The organism is Mesorhizobium sp. M0983 (genome assembly GCF_040318975.1).
Lineage (GTDB): Bacteria > Pseudomonadota > Alphaproteobacteria > Rhizobiales > Rhizobiaceae > Mesorhizobium.
Genome location: NZ_JAMYNH010000003.1, coordinates 409392 through 422962, shown reverse-complemented (window position 1 = coordinate 422962; position 13571 = coordinate 409392). Strand labels below are relative to the sequence as shown.

At 65.7% G+C, this 13571-nt stretch carries 16 protein-coding genes; 8 read left to right on the top strand and 8 right to left on the bottom strand.

Annotated features, from left to right (window positions below):
- Window positions 1-174: 174 nt before the first annotated feature.
- Window positions 175-858 carry a response regulator transcription factor gene (locus NKH71_RS08570; RefSeq protein WP_023721386.1) on the bottom strand — a complete coding sequence of 228 codons (684 nt, stop codon included), beginning with the start codon at window positions 856-858 and terminating at the stop codon, window positions 175-177.
- A 144-nt stretch (window positions 859-1002) separates the two neighbouring features.
- Between NKH71_RS08570 and NKH71_RS08565 the strand changes: the two genes are divergently transcribed.
- A complete protein-coding gene (locus NKH71_RS08565; protein WP_245278686.1) occupies window positions 1003-1539 on the top strand; it encodes a L,D-transpeptidase family protein in 537 nt (178 codons plus the stop codon).
- Window positions 1540-1623: 84 nt separating this feature from the next.
- On the opposite strand, the gene NKH71_RS08560 is transcribed toward NKH71_RS08565, so the two are convergent.
- Window positions 1624-1869 (bottom strand): hypothetical protein, encoded by a 246-nt coding sequence (locus tag NKH71_RS08560; RefSeq protein WP_023721384.1) that lies wholly within the window; start codon window positions 1867-1869, stop codon window positions 1624-1626.
- Between the two features lie 162 nt (window positions 1870-2031).
- Here NKH71_RS08560 and gcvA point away from each other — a divergent pair, with 162 nt between their 5' ends.
- A complete protein-coding gene (gene gcvA / locus NKH71_RS08555) occupies window positions 2032-2952 on the top strand; it encodes a transcriptional regulator GcvA (RefSeq protein WP_023721383.1) in 921 nt (306 codons plus the stop codon).
- Between the two features lie 25 nt (window positions 2953-2977).
- Here the strand turns inward: gcvA and NKH71_RS08550 are convergent, their stop codons facing one another.
- The 6 genes from NKH71_RS08550 to tsaD all read right to left on the bottom strand — a co-directional run bounded on the left by NKH71_RS08550 (window position 2978) and on the right by tsaD (window position 7081).
- On the bottom strand, window positions 2978-3397 hold the full coding sequence (locus NKH71_RS08550) for a DUF1761 domain-containing protein (protein ID WP_023721382.1): 420 nt from the start codon (window positions 3395-3397) through the stop codon (window positions 2978-2980).
- 48 nt (window positions 3398-3445) lie between these two features.
- The gene (locus NKH71_RS08545) at window positions 3446-4102 is read right to left on the bottom strand and encodes a class I SAM-dependent methyltransferase (protein ID WP_352894780.1); all 657 of its coding nucleotides are present in this window, start codon (window positions 4100-4102) and stop codon (window positions 3446-3448) included.
- A complete protein-coding gene (locus tag NKH71_RS08540) occupies window positions 4099-4524 on the bottom strand; it encodes an EVE domain-containing protein (protein WP_352494080.1) in 426 nt (141 codons plus the stop codon). Before NKH71_RS08540 ends, NKH71_RS08545 begins: the two co-directional genes overlap by 4 nt.
- Window positions 4525-4659: 135 nt before the next feature.
- Complete coding sequence (locus tag NKH71_RS08535; protein ID WP_023721379.1) at window positions 4660-4956, bottom strand: YciI-like protein; 297 nt, start codon at window positions 4954-4956, stop codon at window positions 4660-4662.
- 26 nt (window positions 4957-4982) lie between these two features.
- Entirely contained in the window at window positions 4983-5984 is a 1002-nt protein-coding gene (locus NKH71_RS08530; RefSeq protein WP_352494081.1) for an NAD(P)H-dependent glycerol-3-phosphate dehydrogenase, read from the bottom strand.
- An 11-nt stretch (window positions 5985-5995) separates the two neighbouring features.
- Window positions 5996-7081, bottom strand: coding sequence for a tRNA (adenosine(37)-N6)-threonylcarbamoyltransferase complex transferase subunit TsaD (tsaD, locus tag NKH71_RS08525; RefSeq protein ID WP_031194644.1), 1086 nt, complete (start codon window positions 7079-7081; stop codon window positions 5996-5998).
- A gap of 106 nt (window positions 7082-7187) precedes the next feature.
- Between tsaD and hemC the strand changes: the two genes are divergently transcribed.
- The 6 genes from hemC to NKH71_RS08495 all read left to right on the top strand — a co-directional run bounded on the left by hemC (window position 7188) and on the right by NKH71_RS08495 (window position 13554).
- Window positions 7188-8114, top strand: coding sequence for a hydroxymethylbilane synthase (gene hemC / locus NKH71_RS08520; protein ID WP_023721376.1), 927 nt, complete (start codon window positions 7188-7190; stop codon window positions 8112-8114).
- A 1-nt stretch (window position 8115) separates the two neighbouring features.
- A complete protein-coding gene (locus tag NKH71_RS08515; protein ID WP_023721375.1) occupies window positions 8116-8832 on the top strand; it encodes a uroporphyrinogen-III synthase in 717 nt (238 codons plus the stop codon).
- Window positions 8833-9169: 337 nt separating this feature from the next.
- The gene (locus NKH71_RS08510) at window positions 9170-10675 is read left to right on the top strand and encodes a COG4223 family protein (protein WP_023721374.1); all 1506 of its coding nucleotides are present in this window, start codon (window positions 9170-9172) and stop codon (window positions 10673-10675) included.
- Between the two features lie 8 nt (window positions 10676-10683).
- Window positions 10684-12300, top strand: coding sequence for a heme biosynthesis protein HemY (locus NKH71_RS08505; RefSeq protein ID WP_023721373.1), 1617 nt, complete (start codon window positions 10684-10686; stop codon window positions 12298-12300).
- Between the two features lie 39 nt (window positions 12301-12339).
- Window positions 12340-12819, top strand: coding sequence for a tellurite resistance TerB family protein (locus tag NKH71_RS08500; protein WP_352481012.1), 480 nt, complete (start codon window positions 12340-12342; stop codon window positions 12817-12819).
- Between the two features lie 18 nt (window positions 12820-12837).
- Entirely contained in the window at window positions 12838-13554 is a 717-nt protein-coding gene (locus NKH71_RS08495) for a glutamine amidotransferase (RefSeq protein ID WP_352894744.1), read from the top strand.
- The last annotated feature ends 17 nt before the right edge of the window (window positions 13555-13571 follow it).

The following is a 13571-nucleotide window of genomic DNA, read 5'->3' as shown; positions in this document are numbered from 1 at the left end:
CAGTCCCACTCCTCCCTAGAGCGCCGCGCGTCCCCCGGACGCGCAAGGCGTTTCAAAAATCGGTTCCGCTCCTTGGACCCGATGCCTCCGCGAGTTCGATCCAGACCCACCTCCAGCTCAGGACCGTACCCGAAAAGCGCCCCGCCCGGATCGCTTATTTGAATAATGAAATGTTTAAGGAACCAGCTTGTAGCCGCCGCTTTCTGTCACGAGAATTTCCGCGTTGGAAGGATCGCGCTCGATCTTCTGGCGCAGCCGGTAGACGTGGGTTTCGAGCGTATGCGTGGTGACGCCGGAATTGTAGCCCCAGACTTCCTCCAGCAGCACGTCGCGGGTCACCACCTTCTGGTCGGCGCGGTAGAGATATTTGATGATCGAGGCTTCCTTTTCGGTCAGCCGCACCTTGGCGCCGCGCGGGTCGATCAGAAGCTTCTGGCTGGGCTTGAACGTGTAGGGGCCGACCGAGAAAGTGGCATCCTCGCTCTGCTCGTGCTGGCGCAGCTGGGCGCGAATGCGGGCCAGCAGCACGGCAAAGCGGAACGGCTTGGTCACATAGTCGTTGGCGCCGGCCTCGAGACCAAGGATCGTGTCGGAATCGGTGTCGTGGCCGGTCAGCATGATGATCGGCGCCTTGTAGCCGCCCTTGCGCAATATCTTCACCGCCTCGCGGCCATCCATGTCGGGCAGGCCGACATCCATGATGAGCAGGTCGATAAGCCCGCCGCGCGCCGCGGCGACGCCTTTGGCGGCGGTCGCTTCCTGCAGGACATCGAATTCCTCATAAAGCGACAATTGCTCGACAAGGGTGCCGCGCAGGTCGTCATCGTCGTCGACGATCAGAATGGTGCGTGAAGTCATGGATCAATCCGTTGTTTTGAAAAGAGATTTCAGTTGACCGCTGCCTGTTTATGCGGAAGCTGACCGGCACAACAGCCGTTCACAGTGATTTGTTCCGTGGCACGATCATACAAGAAAAAACACGATCGCAATGCAGTCGGCGCAATTTTGCCGAAAGGGCTTACCGTGCTCACCGTGCGCGCGCGGCCCGGCCATGCCAGCCAGGGCTTTCTGCAGGCCGGCAAACTCGTGTTTCCATGTGCGCTGGGGCATGGCGGCATCTCGGCCGGCAAGCGCGAGGGCGATGGCGCCACGCCGCTCGCCTCGATGCGGATATTGTCGGGATATTTTCGCGGCGACCGTTTTTCCAGCGGCCGCCGGACGCGGCTGGCGATGACGCCGATCGGCCGCGACCTCGGCTGGTGCGAAGTGCCTGGGGACCGCAACTACAACCGCCCGGTCAAAATCCCCTATGGCGCCAGCCATGAGCGGATGCAGCGGGCCGACGATCTCTACGATGCTTGCCTAGTGCTGGACTGGAACATTGTGCCGCGCCGGCGCGGGCGCGGCAGCGCCATCTTCTTCCACCTGGCGCGCCCCGGCTTCACGCCGACGCAAGGCTGCGTCGCGGTAACAGCCCGCACCATGGCACGGCTGCTGCCGCTGCTGTCGGAGCGGACGGTGGTGAGGGTGGTAAGGTAAGGGAATAGGGGAATAAGGGAGTAGGGGAATAGGGCAGTAAAAGTAGAGACAGGGGCGGGCGCGCCGCTTAGCTCCCCTACTCCCCTACTCCCCTACTCCCCTACTCCTTTGCCACCCTATGTCGAGAAGGCCGAGCCGGCCGAGTTCGCGGTCCATGGCGCGTGCGATGTCCTTGCGTTCGCTACCGATGTCGCGCAGCTGGCGATCGGAGAGATCCTCGACATTCTCGTAGGGAAGATTGGCCGCGATTCTCGCGTGCCGAAGCCAGTCGAGCACGGCGCGCAGCCAGGCCGGGCGGAGGGTTACAGAGCGCAAGGCGATATCAGACATGGTGCAATCCGCTTCTCCGGACATCAAATCCGGTTTGATGTTTCTTCGATGCTCAGATCATGGCGGATTGAAATTTAAACGGGAAACGAGTAGTTTTTTCTACATCTTCAAGTTTTGTTTGAGGATTGGAATGCTCGACCGAACTCTCCTCGTCTGGCACTGATGGCGCGCCTGCTGCCTGGAACCCGTGCGCTGCGGACGCTGGAGGCAGCGGCCCGGCACCTCAATTTCACCCGCGCCGCCGACGAGCTCGGCCTGACGCCGGCGGCGGTCAGCCACCAGATCAAGGAAATCGAGGATCAGCTCGGCATCATGCTGTTCACACGCACCAGCCGCACAATCCGGCTCACCGAGGCGGGTGCGGTGCTGTTCGAGGCCTCGACCGACGCGCTCGACCTGCTTGGCCGCGCGGTCTCACGGGCGCAGAAGACGGCGCGCGGATCGGCGCTGCTGAAGGTCACCCTCGATGCGCAATTCGCGACGAAGTGGCTGATGCGGCGCGTCGACGATTTTCGCAAACAGCATCCGGCAATCGAGCTGCGCTTCGATATCAGCTATGAGGTGCGCGATTTCGACCGCGACGATGTCGATGTCGGCATCCGTTTCGGCGCCGGCAAATATCCGGGGCTTCGCTCGCACCGGCTGTTCGAAAACGTCATCATTCCCGTCTGCAGTCCGGCCTTGCTGCGGTCAGGGCCGCCGCTCAAGGAGCCACGCGACCTGTTCCATCATACGCTGGCGCATATCGAGTGGTCGCGCCAGGGCGTCACCTGGCCGAACTGGAGCATGTGGATGGCGGCGGCGGGCGTCGACGATTTCGACGACAGCCGGACCATCGTGTTCGGCAATTCGACGGATGCCGTGCAGGCCGCGCTCGACGGCAACGCGGTTGCGCTCGCCGATTTCGCCATGGTGGCAAACGACCTTTCGGAAGGCCGGCTGATCCGGCCCTTTGAACTCGGCATCAAGGTCGCGCCCGAATTCGCCTATTTCCTGGTCTATCCCGAAAGTGCGGCGAACGATCCGCGCATCGTCGCCTTTCGCGATTGGCTTCTCGAGGAAGTCGCCAAGACCCCAACCTAAAGGTCAGCCTGTCGCCGCCTAAAGGTCAGCCTGTCGCCGCCGCGCCGAACCAGCCGATCACCGCGCCGATGAGAAGCATCACGCCGAGCCAATGGCCGACATCGATGAGCGTCAGATCCCAGCCGAAACCTTCGTAGCGATGGTTGACCGAAAGCGTCGTGGCGACGAACCCCAGCCAGAGAACGAAGCCGAAGATCACCCCGGCAAGCAGGCTCGGTTCGCCGCCGGTCACTGCGCCGATGATCAGCGACATGACCAGCGCCATGACAAGCTCCGCGACGAAGGAGACGACGAAGGGCAGCATCGACTTGCTCATCGTCGCCGGATCAAGCTTGGCGGCCTTCAGCCACGGCTTGCTCAGGCCCATATACCAGGCCGCGCCGAACAGCCACGCCACCACGGCGGCGACGATTACCGCCAGCCAATTGATTGCTGAAAAATCCATGATTCCCTCCGGTCGATTGCGCGATGGAACGCCTGTTCGGCGATGCCGTCAAGCAAGGCACCAGACGGTGGTGCGCTTGACCTCGGCGTCCTCCAGCGCGCGGGTCACCGCCACTTCGTAGACGGCAAGCGGTTCCAGCCCGGTCTTCGGCAAATAGGAGCGGCCGGGATCGCCGACGAGGATGTCGGCGCCGCGCGCCTTCAACGCTGCGAACCACGGCATCAGCCTGTCGGCGAAAGCTTTGTCGTAGAAGACGTCGCCGGCCAGCACCAGATCCCAGCCCGCATCGGTGCCGATGCAGTCGCCGGCGAGGAATTCTATCTCGACGCCATTGGCCTCGGCATTGAGGCGGACCCCGGTCGCGCAGAACGGGTCGATGTCGGCGGCGATCACCTCGGCAGATCCGGCCTTCACTGCTGCAATGGCGACGAGGCCGGAGCCGGAGGCGAAGTCGAGCACGCGCCTGCCGCGCACCGCCGCCGGATTGTCGAGGATGTAGCGGGCAAGGCCTTGGCCGCCGGCCCAGGCGAAGGCCCAGAAGGGCGGCGGCAGGCCGATTTCGGTCAGCTCATCCTCGGTCCGCTGCCACAATTCATGCGCCTCGTCGGCCAGCTGCAGGCGTATCTCCGGCACATGCGGCGGCGCCATCAGCGCCGTGTTGTCGAGGATGAATTTCTTGGCGCTGTCCGGCGTCAGCGCCGTCATGGCGCCGGCGTCAGTCCGCTCATGCGGCAGACCTCCTGCCATTCGGCAGGCGTCACCGGCTGCACGGACAGCCGCCCGAGCCGCACCAGCGCCATGTCGGCCAGCTTTGGATTGGCCTTGGCCTGTTCCAGCGTCACCGGCTTCGGCATGTCCTTGAAGGCGCGGATATCGACGCACTCCCAGCGGGGATCGTCGGTCGTGCTGTCCTGATGGGCCAGAGCGCAGATTTCGGCGATGCCGACTATGTCGAGCCCATCATTGGAATGGTAGAAAAAGCCGAGATCGCCGATCTGCATCGCCTTCATGTTGTTGCGCGCCGCATAATTGCGCACGCCGTCCCATTGCGTGCCGGCCTTGCCCTTGGCCTTGAGGTCCTCGAAGGAGAAGACCGAGGGTTCGGATTTGAACAGCCAGTAGTTCATTGTCTTGCTCCTCCTCAGGTGCCGTCGCGACTAAAAGCGCGTCGCGTTCGACCGGCGTCATGCGACGCGCTTCAGGTTCTTGTTTTATGCATGTCGTTATCACAAAACCGCTGCACACTTTTGCGCGACATGCATTTAGATACCCGCCGGTTTGTTGAAGCTCCAGTTCCACTGCCGGATTTCGACGCTTTCGAACAGCCCTGCCTTGGTATAGGGATCGGCCGCCGACAGGGCTTTTGCCGCAGCCAGATCGGGCGCCTCGACAACGGCGAGAGTGCCGTTCGGCTTGCCGTCTGCGTCGAGGAACGGGCCGGCGAAGGCCAATTTCTTGTCACCGTTCAGCCCTTCCAGGAAGGCAAGGTGCTTAGGCCGCGTATCGAGCCGCACCTGCAGGCTTCCTGGCTTGTCCTTGCAAATCAACGCAAACAGCATCTTTCCATCTCCGCAATCGTTCGGGATTACATGTCGGTTTCGGTTTTGAGCGGCCTGGTCATCAACGCCGACACAGCCTGGTCTATGGTGACGGTGCCGTCCAGTATGGCGGCGACGGCGGCGATGATCGGCGCGTCGATCCGGCGCTCGCCGGCGATGCGGGCGGCGATCGCCGCCGTCGGCACGCCTTCAGCCAGAGGCAGGCCGGCAAGCGGCTTGCCTTGCCCGAGCGCCAGCCCATAGGCGAAATTGCGCGACTGGGCGGACGAGCAGGTGAGCAGCAGGTCGCCGAGGCCGGAAAGCCCCATCAGCGTCTCCGGCTTTGCGCCGAAGGCGGCACCGATGCGGCGCAATTCGACGAAGCCGCGCGTCACCATTGCGGCCTGGGCGCTGGCGCCGAGCCCGGCGCCGGTAACGGCACCCGCGGCGATGGCAAAGACGTTCTTCAGCGCGCCGCCGATCTCGACGCCGATCAGGTCGTCGCTCCAATAACAACGCAGGTTTTCAGCCGAGAAACGGGCGGCAAGGTCGGTGGCCAGAGCCTCGTCGCGGGCGGCGACCACCACGGCCGTGGGCAGGCCCCTGGCGACGTCGGTGGCAAAGCTTGGGCCGGACAAAGCGGCGACCGGATTTGCCGGCAGGATTTCCTCGGCAATGGACGACAGCAGCGCGCCGGTGTCGCGCTCGATGCCCTTGGCGCAGAGCACCAGCGGGACGCCTTTCGGCACATGGCTGGACGCGGCCGTCAGCATGGCGCGCAACGATTGCGCCGGCGCCACCGCCAGCACGCAGTCGGCGTCGGCGAGAGCCAGTTTGATGTCACTTGTCGCCGCGATGCCGGGATCGAGCGCGATGCCGGGCAGATAGCGCGGATTTTCGCCACGGTCGATCGCCGCGACGGTCTCCGGGTCGCGCGCGAACAGCCGGACCGAATGGCCGGCGCGCAGCATGGCCAGCGCCAGCGCCGTGCCCCAGGCACCGCCGCCAAGCACGGCGACACGCCAGCCGGCGCTGGCTTTGCGCGTCATGGCTTTGCTCGTCACGCCTTGGCCCCGCGCCGGCCAGAGCCGACCATCGGGGCCGAGACGCTGTCCAGCGGCCAGCGCGAGCGCGGCACGAAATCGGCGGCGTTTTCGCCTGATATGCCGGCGCGCAGCCGCTCGATGCCGGCCCAGGCGATCATCGCCGCATTGTCGGTGCAGAGATTAAGCGGCGGGGCGACGAAGCTGAACCCGGCCTGTTCGCACAGCGCTTGCAATGTCGCCTTGATCGTCCGGTTGGCGGCGACGCCGCCGGCGACAACCAGCGCAGGCTCGGCCTTGTCCGGGAATTGCTGACGGAATCTGGTCAGCGCCCGCGAAACACGGTCGCCGAGCGCATCCGCCACCGCCGCCTGGAACGAGGCGCAGATATCGGCGACGTCCTGGTCGCTCAGCGGGGCGATCGCGGATGCCGCCTGGCGCACTGCGGTCTTGAGGCCGGAAAAGGAAAAATCGGGCTGCGCCGAGCCCTTCATCGGGCGCGGAAACGCAAAACGGGCCGCATCGCCATTTGCCGCCGCCTTCTCGACATTCGGTCCGCCCGGATAGGGCAGGCCGAGCATCTTGGCCGTCTTGTCGAAGGCTTCGCCAAGCGCGTCGTCGATGGTCGTCGCCCAGCGCTGGTAGTCGCCGACGCCGCGCACGGCGACGATCTGGGTATGGCCGCCGGAAACCAGCAGCAAGAGGTAGGGAAAGTCGAGCCCGTCGGTTAATCTGGCCGTCAGCGCGTGGCCTTCGAGATGGTTGACGGCGATCAGCGGTTTTTTAGCTGCCGCGGCGATTGCTTTTGCCGTCATCAGGCCGACGATCAGCCCGCCGACAAGACCGGGACCGGCGGTGGCGGCAATCGCATCGATGTCGGCGAGGTCGACGCCGGAATCGGCCAGCGCTGCCTCGATGATGCCGTCGAGCGCCTCGACATGGGCGCGCGCGGCAATCTCCGGCACGACGCCGCCGAAAGCGGCATGCTCCTCGATCTGGCTGAGCACGATGTTCGACAGGATTTGCGGCGTGCTGCGACCGTCCAGCGCCACCACGCTGGCGGCGGTCTCGTCGCAACTCGTCTCGATGCCCAGAACGCGGATCAATTCGTCGCTGTCTCCAAGGATTGTACGGCCTGCCTTTCCCCGATAGGAGGAAGCCGGAAAGACGGACCTCGATCCTGCCGGGGGTTATCACGGACGGCGCGCCATGCAAACAACCTTGAAAATCGGAACACGCGGCAGCCCGCTGGCATTGGCGCAGGCGCATGAAACGCAGGCGCGGCTGATGACGGCGCATGGCATGCCGGCCGAGGCGTTCGAGGTGGTCGTCATCTCGACCAGCGGCGATCGCATCCAGGACCGGCCGCTGTCGGAAGCTGGCGGCAAGGGCCTGTTCACCAAGGAGATCGAGGAGGCGTTGCTGGCGCGGCGCATCGACATCGCCGTGCATTCGTCGAAGGACATGCCTACGCTGTTGCCCGAGGGGCTGGAACTGGCCGCCTTCCTGCCGCGCGAGGACGCACGCGATGCCTTCATCGGCAAGGCGGCGCGAACGATTGCCGGCCTGCCGCAAGGCGCCAGGGTCGGCTCGTCGTCGCTCAGGCGCCAGGCACTGATCCGGCGGATGCGGCCGGACATCGACGTGGTGATGTTTCGCGGCAATGTGCAGACGCGGCTGCGCAAGCTCGACGAAGGCATCGCCGACGGCACCATCCTCGCCTATGCCGGGCTGAAGCGGCTCGGGCTCGAAAATGTCGTCACCGACCTGATGCCGCTCGACGTCTTTCCGCCGGCGCCGGGGCAAGGCGCGATCTGTATCGAGAGCCGCATCGGCGACCGCGACGTGGAAGCGATGCTGGCGGCAATCCACGACGTGCCGACCGGCCAGGCGCTGGCCTGCGAGCGCGCCTTCCTGGCGGCGCTCGACGGCTCCTGCCGCACCCCGATCGCCGGCCATGCGACGATATCCGGCGCAACGGTTTCCTTTGCCGGGCTGATCATCTCGCCCGATGGCACGCAGTCGCATGAAGTCAGGCTGGAAGGGCCAGCGCAGGAGGCGGCGCGCATTGGCGCGGAAGCCGCCGCGACCGTTCGGGCCAAAGCCGGCGAAACATTCTTCGACGGCTGGACCTGACATGCTCCGCGTCCTGGTGACGAGACCCGAACCGGGCGCCTTGCGCACGGCGCGCCGGCTTGCGGATGCCGGCTTTCAGCCGATCCTGCTGCCGCTGACCGAAACGGTGGCGCTGCCCGTCGACGTCGGCGCGGTCGCCGATGCGGCTGCGGCGGTCGCGGCCACCAGTGCCAACGGCGTTCGCCATGCGCCGAAAGAGGTCATCGCGGCGCTCGCCGGCTTGCCGTGCCACACCGTCGGCAGGAAGACGGCGGAAGCCGCCCGCGCGGCCGGGTTTCTGTCGGTCAGCGAAGGCCCAGGGAATGCCGAGGCGCTGGCCGATGCGCTTGCTGGTGGTTACGCGGGGCAGACCATCGTCTATCTCTGCGGGCGGGTGCGCTTTCCGGGCTTCGAGGAGCGGCTGCAGGCGGCGGGCGCTCAGGTCCGCGCCGTCGAGACCTACGACACCGTTGTGCTGGATTACTCCGACGAGGCCGTGCTTGCGCGCCTGTCCGCCCGGCCGGTCGAGGCGGTGCTGCTCTATTCGGCCAAGGCGGCCATGGCGATGCAGGCCCTGGCTAGCCGGCCGGCGGTGCGCGGTTTTTTTGAAGAGACGCGCTTTTTCGCATTGTCGGGACGTATTGCCGCGGCCTTGGATGATGCCGCTGGCGAAAGGATCCGGATTGCGCCTGAGCCCAGCGAAGATGCCTTGCTGGGGCTTTTGCAGGCGCGGCGCTGACCGGCATCCGCCTGTTCCGGACGTTGGCATACCTCCTGCGGGCTCCTGAAACATTCCGCAGCTAAGCTGGGGCGATTGTCCGCGACACAGCTATTTTGTTCTTGCTTTGTGCCGGCAGCTATGCTAGAAAATCACTTATGGTGCTGATTCGCCCCAACGACCCGCCGCCGAGGCGGGTTTTTCATTTCTGGTTCCGCATGCCGTGTCCCAAAACCGCTGCGGCGTTTTGCCAAAACTGAACTCCAAGCCGTGGCGTCATCACGCCGCCCCTTTTCACCGCTTGGTGATGTGCTAGACCCTTCAAACCATCCCGAAGCGAATTTTGCGGAGCCCGAGCATGGTCAAGACGCCGAAGATGCGGCATTCCAAGAGCCGCCGTGAGCCGGTGACCATCGATCTCGAGCCCGGCGCCGTCTCGCGAGTCGCCGACGAACAGGATGCCAGCTCGCAGCAGCCGGCCGCGGCGCAGACCTACGAGGCGCGGGCCGAGGAAGCGGCGAACGCATCGCAGCCGGAGCCGCCTGAGGAGCCGGTGCATGCCGACCAGACCGATCTCGAACCATGGGAACATGCCGACGCAGCCGCGCGGGCCGGCACGCAAGAGCCGACGGACGCAGGCGCCGATTCTGCCAGGGAAGCGGAAATCCCTTATCCGGCCGGTTCGGATGCGCCGGTCGGTCGCTTCACGGCTTCCGACTACAGTTTCGAAGATGCACCCAGCGGAACCGGGGCCAACGAACCGAGGATACCAGGTTCCGGCGAGAAGACAGCTGAGACGAGGGACGACCATATGGCAGCGCAGCCGAAGCGGAGCGGCATCAACGGCATCGCCGCCGGTATTGTCGGCGGCGTCATCGCGCTGGCCGCCGCCGGCGGGCTGCAATTTGCCGGCCTGCTCGGGGCGCCGGGGTCGGGCGGCGTGTCGCTCGACCCCGTCAATAGTGAGATCGCTTCGCTGAAACGCGAGGTCGCGGACCTCAGACAGGCCGACGCCAACAATGACGCATCAGCCAAGGTGGACGGGCTGTCGTCGGCGCTGGATCAGGTCAGGGCGGACGTCACGGCGCTCAAATCGGCGGTCGAGCAAGGCGGCGCCGGCGACAATGCCGGGCTGGCCGCACTTGGCGACAAGGTCCGGCAGATCGAGACGGCGGTCGCGGGCCTCGGCAAGGCCGGCGGCACGGCGCCGGTCGATCTCGAGCCGCTCAACGAAAGGCTGGCCGCGCTCGACGCGCTGGTGAAATCGGCCGGCGAGACGGCAAAGGCGCAGGAAGGCCGGCTTGCGGCGCTGGAACAGTCGGTTTCACAGCTCTCGGGCAAGGTCGATGCACAGGCTTCGCAGCCGAAGATCGCGCTGGCCATTGCCGCCTCGGCGCTCAAGGCAGCGCTCGACCGCGGTGCGCCGTTCGCGACCGAACTCGAAACCTTTGCCGCGATCTCACCCGATGCACCCGAGATCGCGACGCTGCGTGCCTATGCCGAAAAGGGCGTCCCAACGCGCGCCGAGATCGCCGCCGAAGCGGACGCCACCGCCAACGCCATGGTCGCTGCCGCGACGCCTGTCGACCAGAATGCCGGCATCCTGCAAAAGCTGCTGTCGAGCGCCGAATCGCTGGTCAAGGTCAGGCCGATCGGTGCGGTCGAGGGCGCCGGCGCCCCGGAAACCGTCGCCCGCATGGAGGTCGCCGTCAATCAGGGCGACTACGCCAAGGCGCTCAGCGAATACGAAACGCTGCCTGAAGCGGCCAAGGCCGCCGGCGCCGACTTTGCCGGCAAACTGAAAGCGCGGATGGAGGTCGAGACGCAGATCGATTCGCTCATCGCTGGCGCGATGAAGGCGTGAGGAACCCGATGATCCGCATCCTCGCCTTCCTTGCCGTCGTCTTTGCGCTCGGGCTCGGGTTCGCCTGGCTGGCCGACCGGCCGGGTGAAATGCTCGTCACCTTCAACGGCTATCAATACCAGGTCAGCCTGATGGTCGCGGCGGTGGCGATCGTTGCCGTGGTTGCCGCGGTGATGATCGTCTGGTGGCTGGTCAAGGCGCTGTGGACCAGCCCCTATACGATCTCGCGCTATTTCCGCGTGCGGCGCCGCGACCGCGGCTATCAGGCGCTGTCGACCGGCATGATCGCCGCCGGCGCCGGTGACGGCGCGCTCGCCCGCAAGAAGACCAAGGAAGCGGCAAAGCTGATCCGCTCCGACCAGGAGCCGCTGATCCAGCTGCTCGACGCGCAGGCCTCGCTGCTCGAAGGCGACCATGAGGGCGCCCGCGAAAAGTTCGAGACCATGCTCGACGATCCCGAAATGCGGCTGCTCGGCCTGCGCGGACTGTATCTCGAAGCCGAGCGGCTCGGCGACCGCAACGCAGCCCGCCACTATGCCGGCCGTGCGGCGGCGGTGGCGCCGCAGCTGGCCTGGGCGGCCGAATCGACGCTGGAAGATCTGACCGGGCGTGGCGACTGGGATGGTGCGCTGAAACTTGTCGACGCCCAGAAGTCAACGCGGCAGATCGAGCGCGACGCCGCTAACCGGCGCCGCGCTGTGCTGCTGACCGCCAAGGCGCAGGCGCTGATCGACAGCGATGCCAATGCCGCCCGGACGGCGGCTCTCGAAGCCAACCGGCTGCGGCCGGATTTCGCGCCGGCGGCGGTCGCCGCGGCGAAATTGCTGTTTCGGCTGAACGACGTGCGCAAGGGCTCGAAAATCCTCGAGGCGGCGTGGAAGGCCGAGCCGCACCCGGAGATCGCCGAGCTCTACACCCATGCCAGGCCCGGCGATGCCGTGCTCGACCGGCTGAACCGGGCAAAGAAGCTGCAGGACCTGAAGAAGAACCATGCCGAGGCCTCGCTTGCCGTGGCGCGCGCCGCGCTCGATGCGCAGGACTTTTCAACCGCCCGCCGCGAGGCCGAAGCCGCCATCCGCATCGATCGCCGCGAAGGCGCCTATCTGCTGCTGGCCGATATCGAGGAGGCCGAGACCGGCGACCAGGGCAAGGTGCGGCAGTTGCTGTCGAAGGCGGTGAGAGCGCCGCGCGACCCGGCCTGGGTCGCCGACGGCGTCGTCTCCGACCGCTGGGCTCCGGTATCGCCGATCACCGGCAGGCTCGATGCATTCGAATGGCGAGCGCCGATGGAGCGGCTCGGCCAGTTGATCGACAGCGATGAGGATACGCAGGAGGCATCGGTGCCGGCAATTGCGGCTTCAGCCAAGCCGGTACAGGAAACAGCCGAGGCGATCGAGCACACAGCGGTTGCTGCCGAGACACCGGGCACCGCGACCGAAGCAAAGACCGAAAACCGTGCCGGCGAGGATCATGTGACACCGGTCGCCGCGGCGGCGTTTGCCGCGGTGCCGGACGATGCCGAAGCCGTCGAGCCGGCGCAGGAGTTGACGCGGCTGCCCGACGACCCCGGCGTCGACCCCGACGACGAGGCGGGTAAATCGACGCGCCGGTTTCGTTTGTTCTGATCCGGGTCGAGTGGACCCGGTCTTATTGGGAATGATTTGATGTTCGAACGCGTTCTGTCGTTTCTAAGGGACCTGCCGTCCGGTAGTGGCGCCAGCGCCAGCGCCGACGATCCGCGCGTTGCCGCATCCGCCCTCCTTTTCCACGTGATGAACGCCGACGGCGTGCGCCAGGATACCGAATGGGAACGGTTCAAGAAGGTGCTGGCGGAAAGCTATTCTATCAGCGGCGACGAACTCGATGCGTTGGCGGCTGCCGGCGAGCGGGCCGACAATGAGGCGATCGACCTTTACGCCTTTACCAGCGTGCTCAAGCGCCATCTCGACGCCGAGGCGCGAAAGGCCTTTATCGGCCTGATGTGGGAGATCGTCTATGCCGATGGCGAGCTGCACGAACTCGAGGACAATACCGTCTGGCGGGTCGCCGAGCTGATCGGCGTCGAACGCCGCGACCGCGTCGAGGCGCGCCTCAAGGCGGCGGCCGCGGCTCCTGGTGCTGCCGGAACGTCAAGCGACGAATAGACAGGATCCCGCCTTTCAATGCCGCCCAAGCCAAGCCCGAGACCAAAGATCCTGATCGTGCTGCATCAGGAGCATTCGAGCTCGGGACGGGGCGGCCATATGCTTATCGAGGAAGGCTTCGATCTCGACATCCGCCGCCCGCCGCTCGGCGAGGCCTTGCCGCAGACGCTTGATGGCCATGCCGGCGCCGTGGTGTTCGGCGGGCCGATGAGCGCCAATGACGGCGACGAGTTCGTCCGCCGCGAGACCGACTGGCTCAAAATTCCACTCAACGAGAACCGGCCGCTGCTTGGCATCTGCCTCGGCGCGCAAATGCTGGTCAAGCATCTCGGCGGCAGGGTCGAGGGCCATGGCGAGGGCCTCGTCGAAATCGGCTGGTATCCGCTAAAGGCGACTGAAGCAGGCAGCAGGCTGATGCATTGGCCGGAGATGGTCTATCAGTTCCATCGTGAGGGCTTTTCGCTGCCGAAGGACGCGACGCTTTTGGCGACGGCCGAAACCTACCCCAACCAGGCCTTCCGCTATGGCGACAATGCCTGGGGCATCCAGTTCCATGGCGAATTGACCCGGGCGATGATGCAGCGCTGGGTGGTGCGCGGCGCCCATCGCTTCGAATTGCCCGGCGCGCAGCCCGGCCGCGACCATCTCGGTGGCCGGCTGATCTGGGACATGCACCTCAAGCGCTGGCTCGGCGAGTTCCTGCCCATGATTTTTGGCAAGCCGGCGCTGCGGTGAAGTCGGTGCATGTCGCC

What these genes read in the sequence shown, in the direction of transcription:
- NKH71_RS08495 (WP_352894744.1), top strand. Translation starts at nt 12,838, where the DNA reads ATGCCGCCCAAGCCAAGCCCGAGACCAAAGATCCTGATCGTGCTGCAT.
- NKH71_RS08530 (WP_352494081.1), bottom strand. Translation starts at nt 5,984, where the DNA reads ATGACGCGCAAAGCCAGCGCCGGCTGGCGTGTCGCCGTGCTTGGCGGC.
- NKH71_RS08560 (WP_023721384.1), bottom strand. Translation starts at nt 1,869, where the DNA reads ATGTCTGATATCGCCTTGCGCTCTGTAACCCTCCGCCCGGCCTGGCTG.
- NKH71_RS08535 (WP_023721379.1), bottom strand. Translation starts at nt 4,956, where the DNA reads ATGCTGTTTGCGTTGATTTGCAAGGACAAGCCAGGAAGCCTGCAGGTG.
- NKH71_RS08570 (WP_023721386.1), bottom strand. Translation starts at nt 858, where the DNA reads ATGACTTCACGCACCATTCTGATCGTCGACGACGATGACGACCTGCGC.
- NKH71_RS08550 (WP_023721382.1), bottom strand. Translation starts at nt 3,397, where the DNA reads ATGGATTTTTCAGCAATCAATTGGCTGGCGGTAATCGTCGCCGCCGTG.
- NKH71_RS08510 (WP_023721374.1), top strand. Translation starts at nt 9,170, where the DNA reads ATGGTCAAGACGCCGAAGATGCGGCATTCCAAGAGCCGCCGTGAGCCG.
- NKH71_RS08500 (WP_352481012.1), top strand. Translation starts at nt 12,340, where the DNA reads ATGTTCGAACGCGTTCTGTCGTTTCTAAGGGACCTGCCGTCCGGTAGT.
- NKH71_RS08515 (WP_023721375.1), top strand. Translation starts at nt 8,116, where the DNA reads ATGCTCCGCGTCCTGGTGACGAGACCCGAACCGGGCGCCTTGCGCACG.
- NKH71_RS08540 (WP_352494080.1), bottom strand. Translation starts at nt 4,524, where the DNA reads ATGAACTACTGGCTGTTCAAATCCGAACCCTCGGTCTTCTCCTTCGAG.
- hemC (WP_023721376.1), top strand. Translation starts at nt 7,188, where the DNA reads ATGCAAACAACCTTGAAAATCGGAACACGCGGCAGCCCGCTGGCATTG.
- NKH71_RS08545 (WP_352894780.1), bottom strand. Translation starts at nt 4,102, where the DNA reads ATGACGGCGCTGACGCCGGACAGCGCCAAGAAATTCATCCTCGACAAC.
- gcvA (WP_023721383.1), top strand. Translation starts at nt 2,032, where the DNA reads ATGGCGCGCCTGCTGCCTGGAACCCGTGCGCTGCGGACGCTGGAGGCA.
- NKH71_RS08505 (WP_023721373.1), top strand. Translation starts at nt 10,684, where the DNA reads ATGATCCGCATCCTCGCCTTCCTTGCCGTCGTCTTTGCGCTCGGGCTC.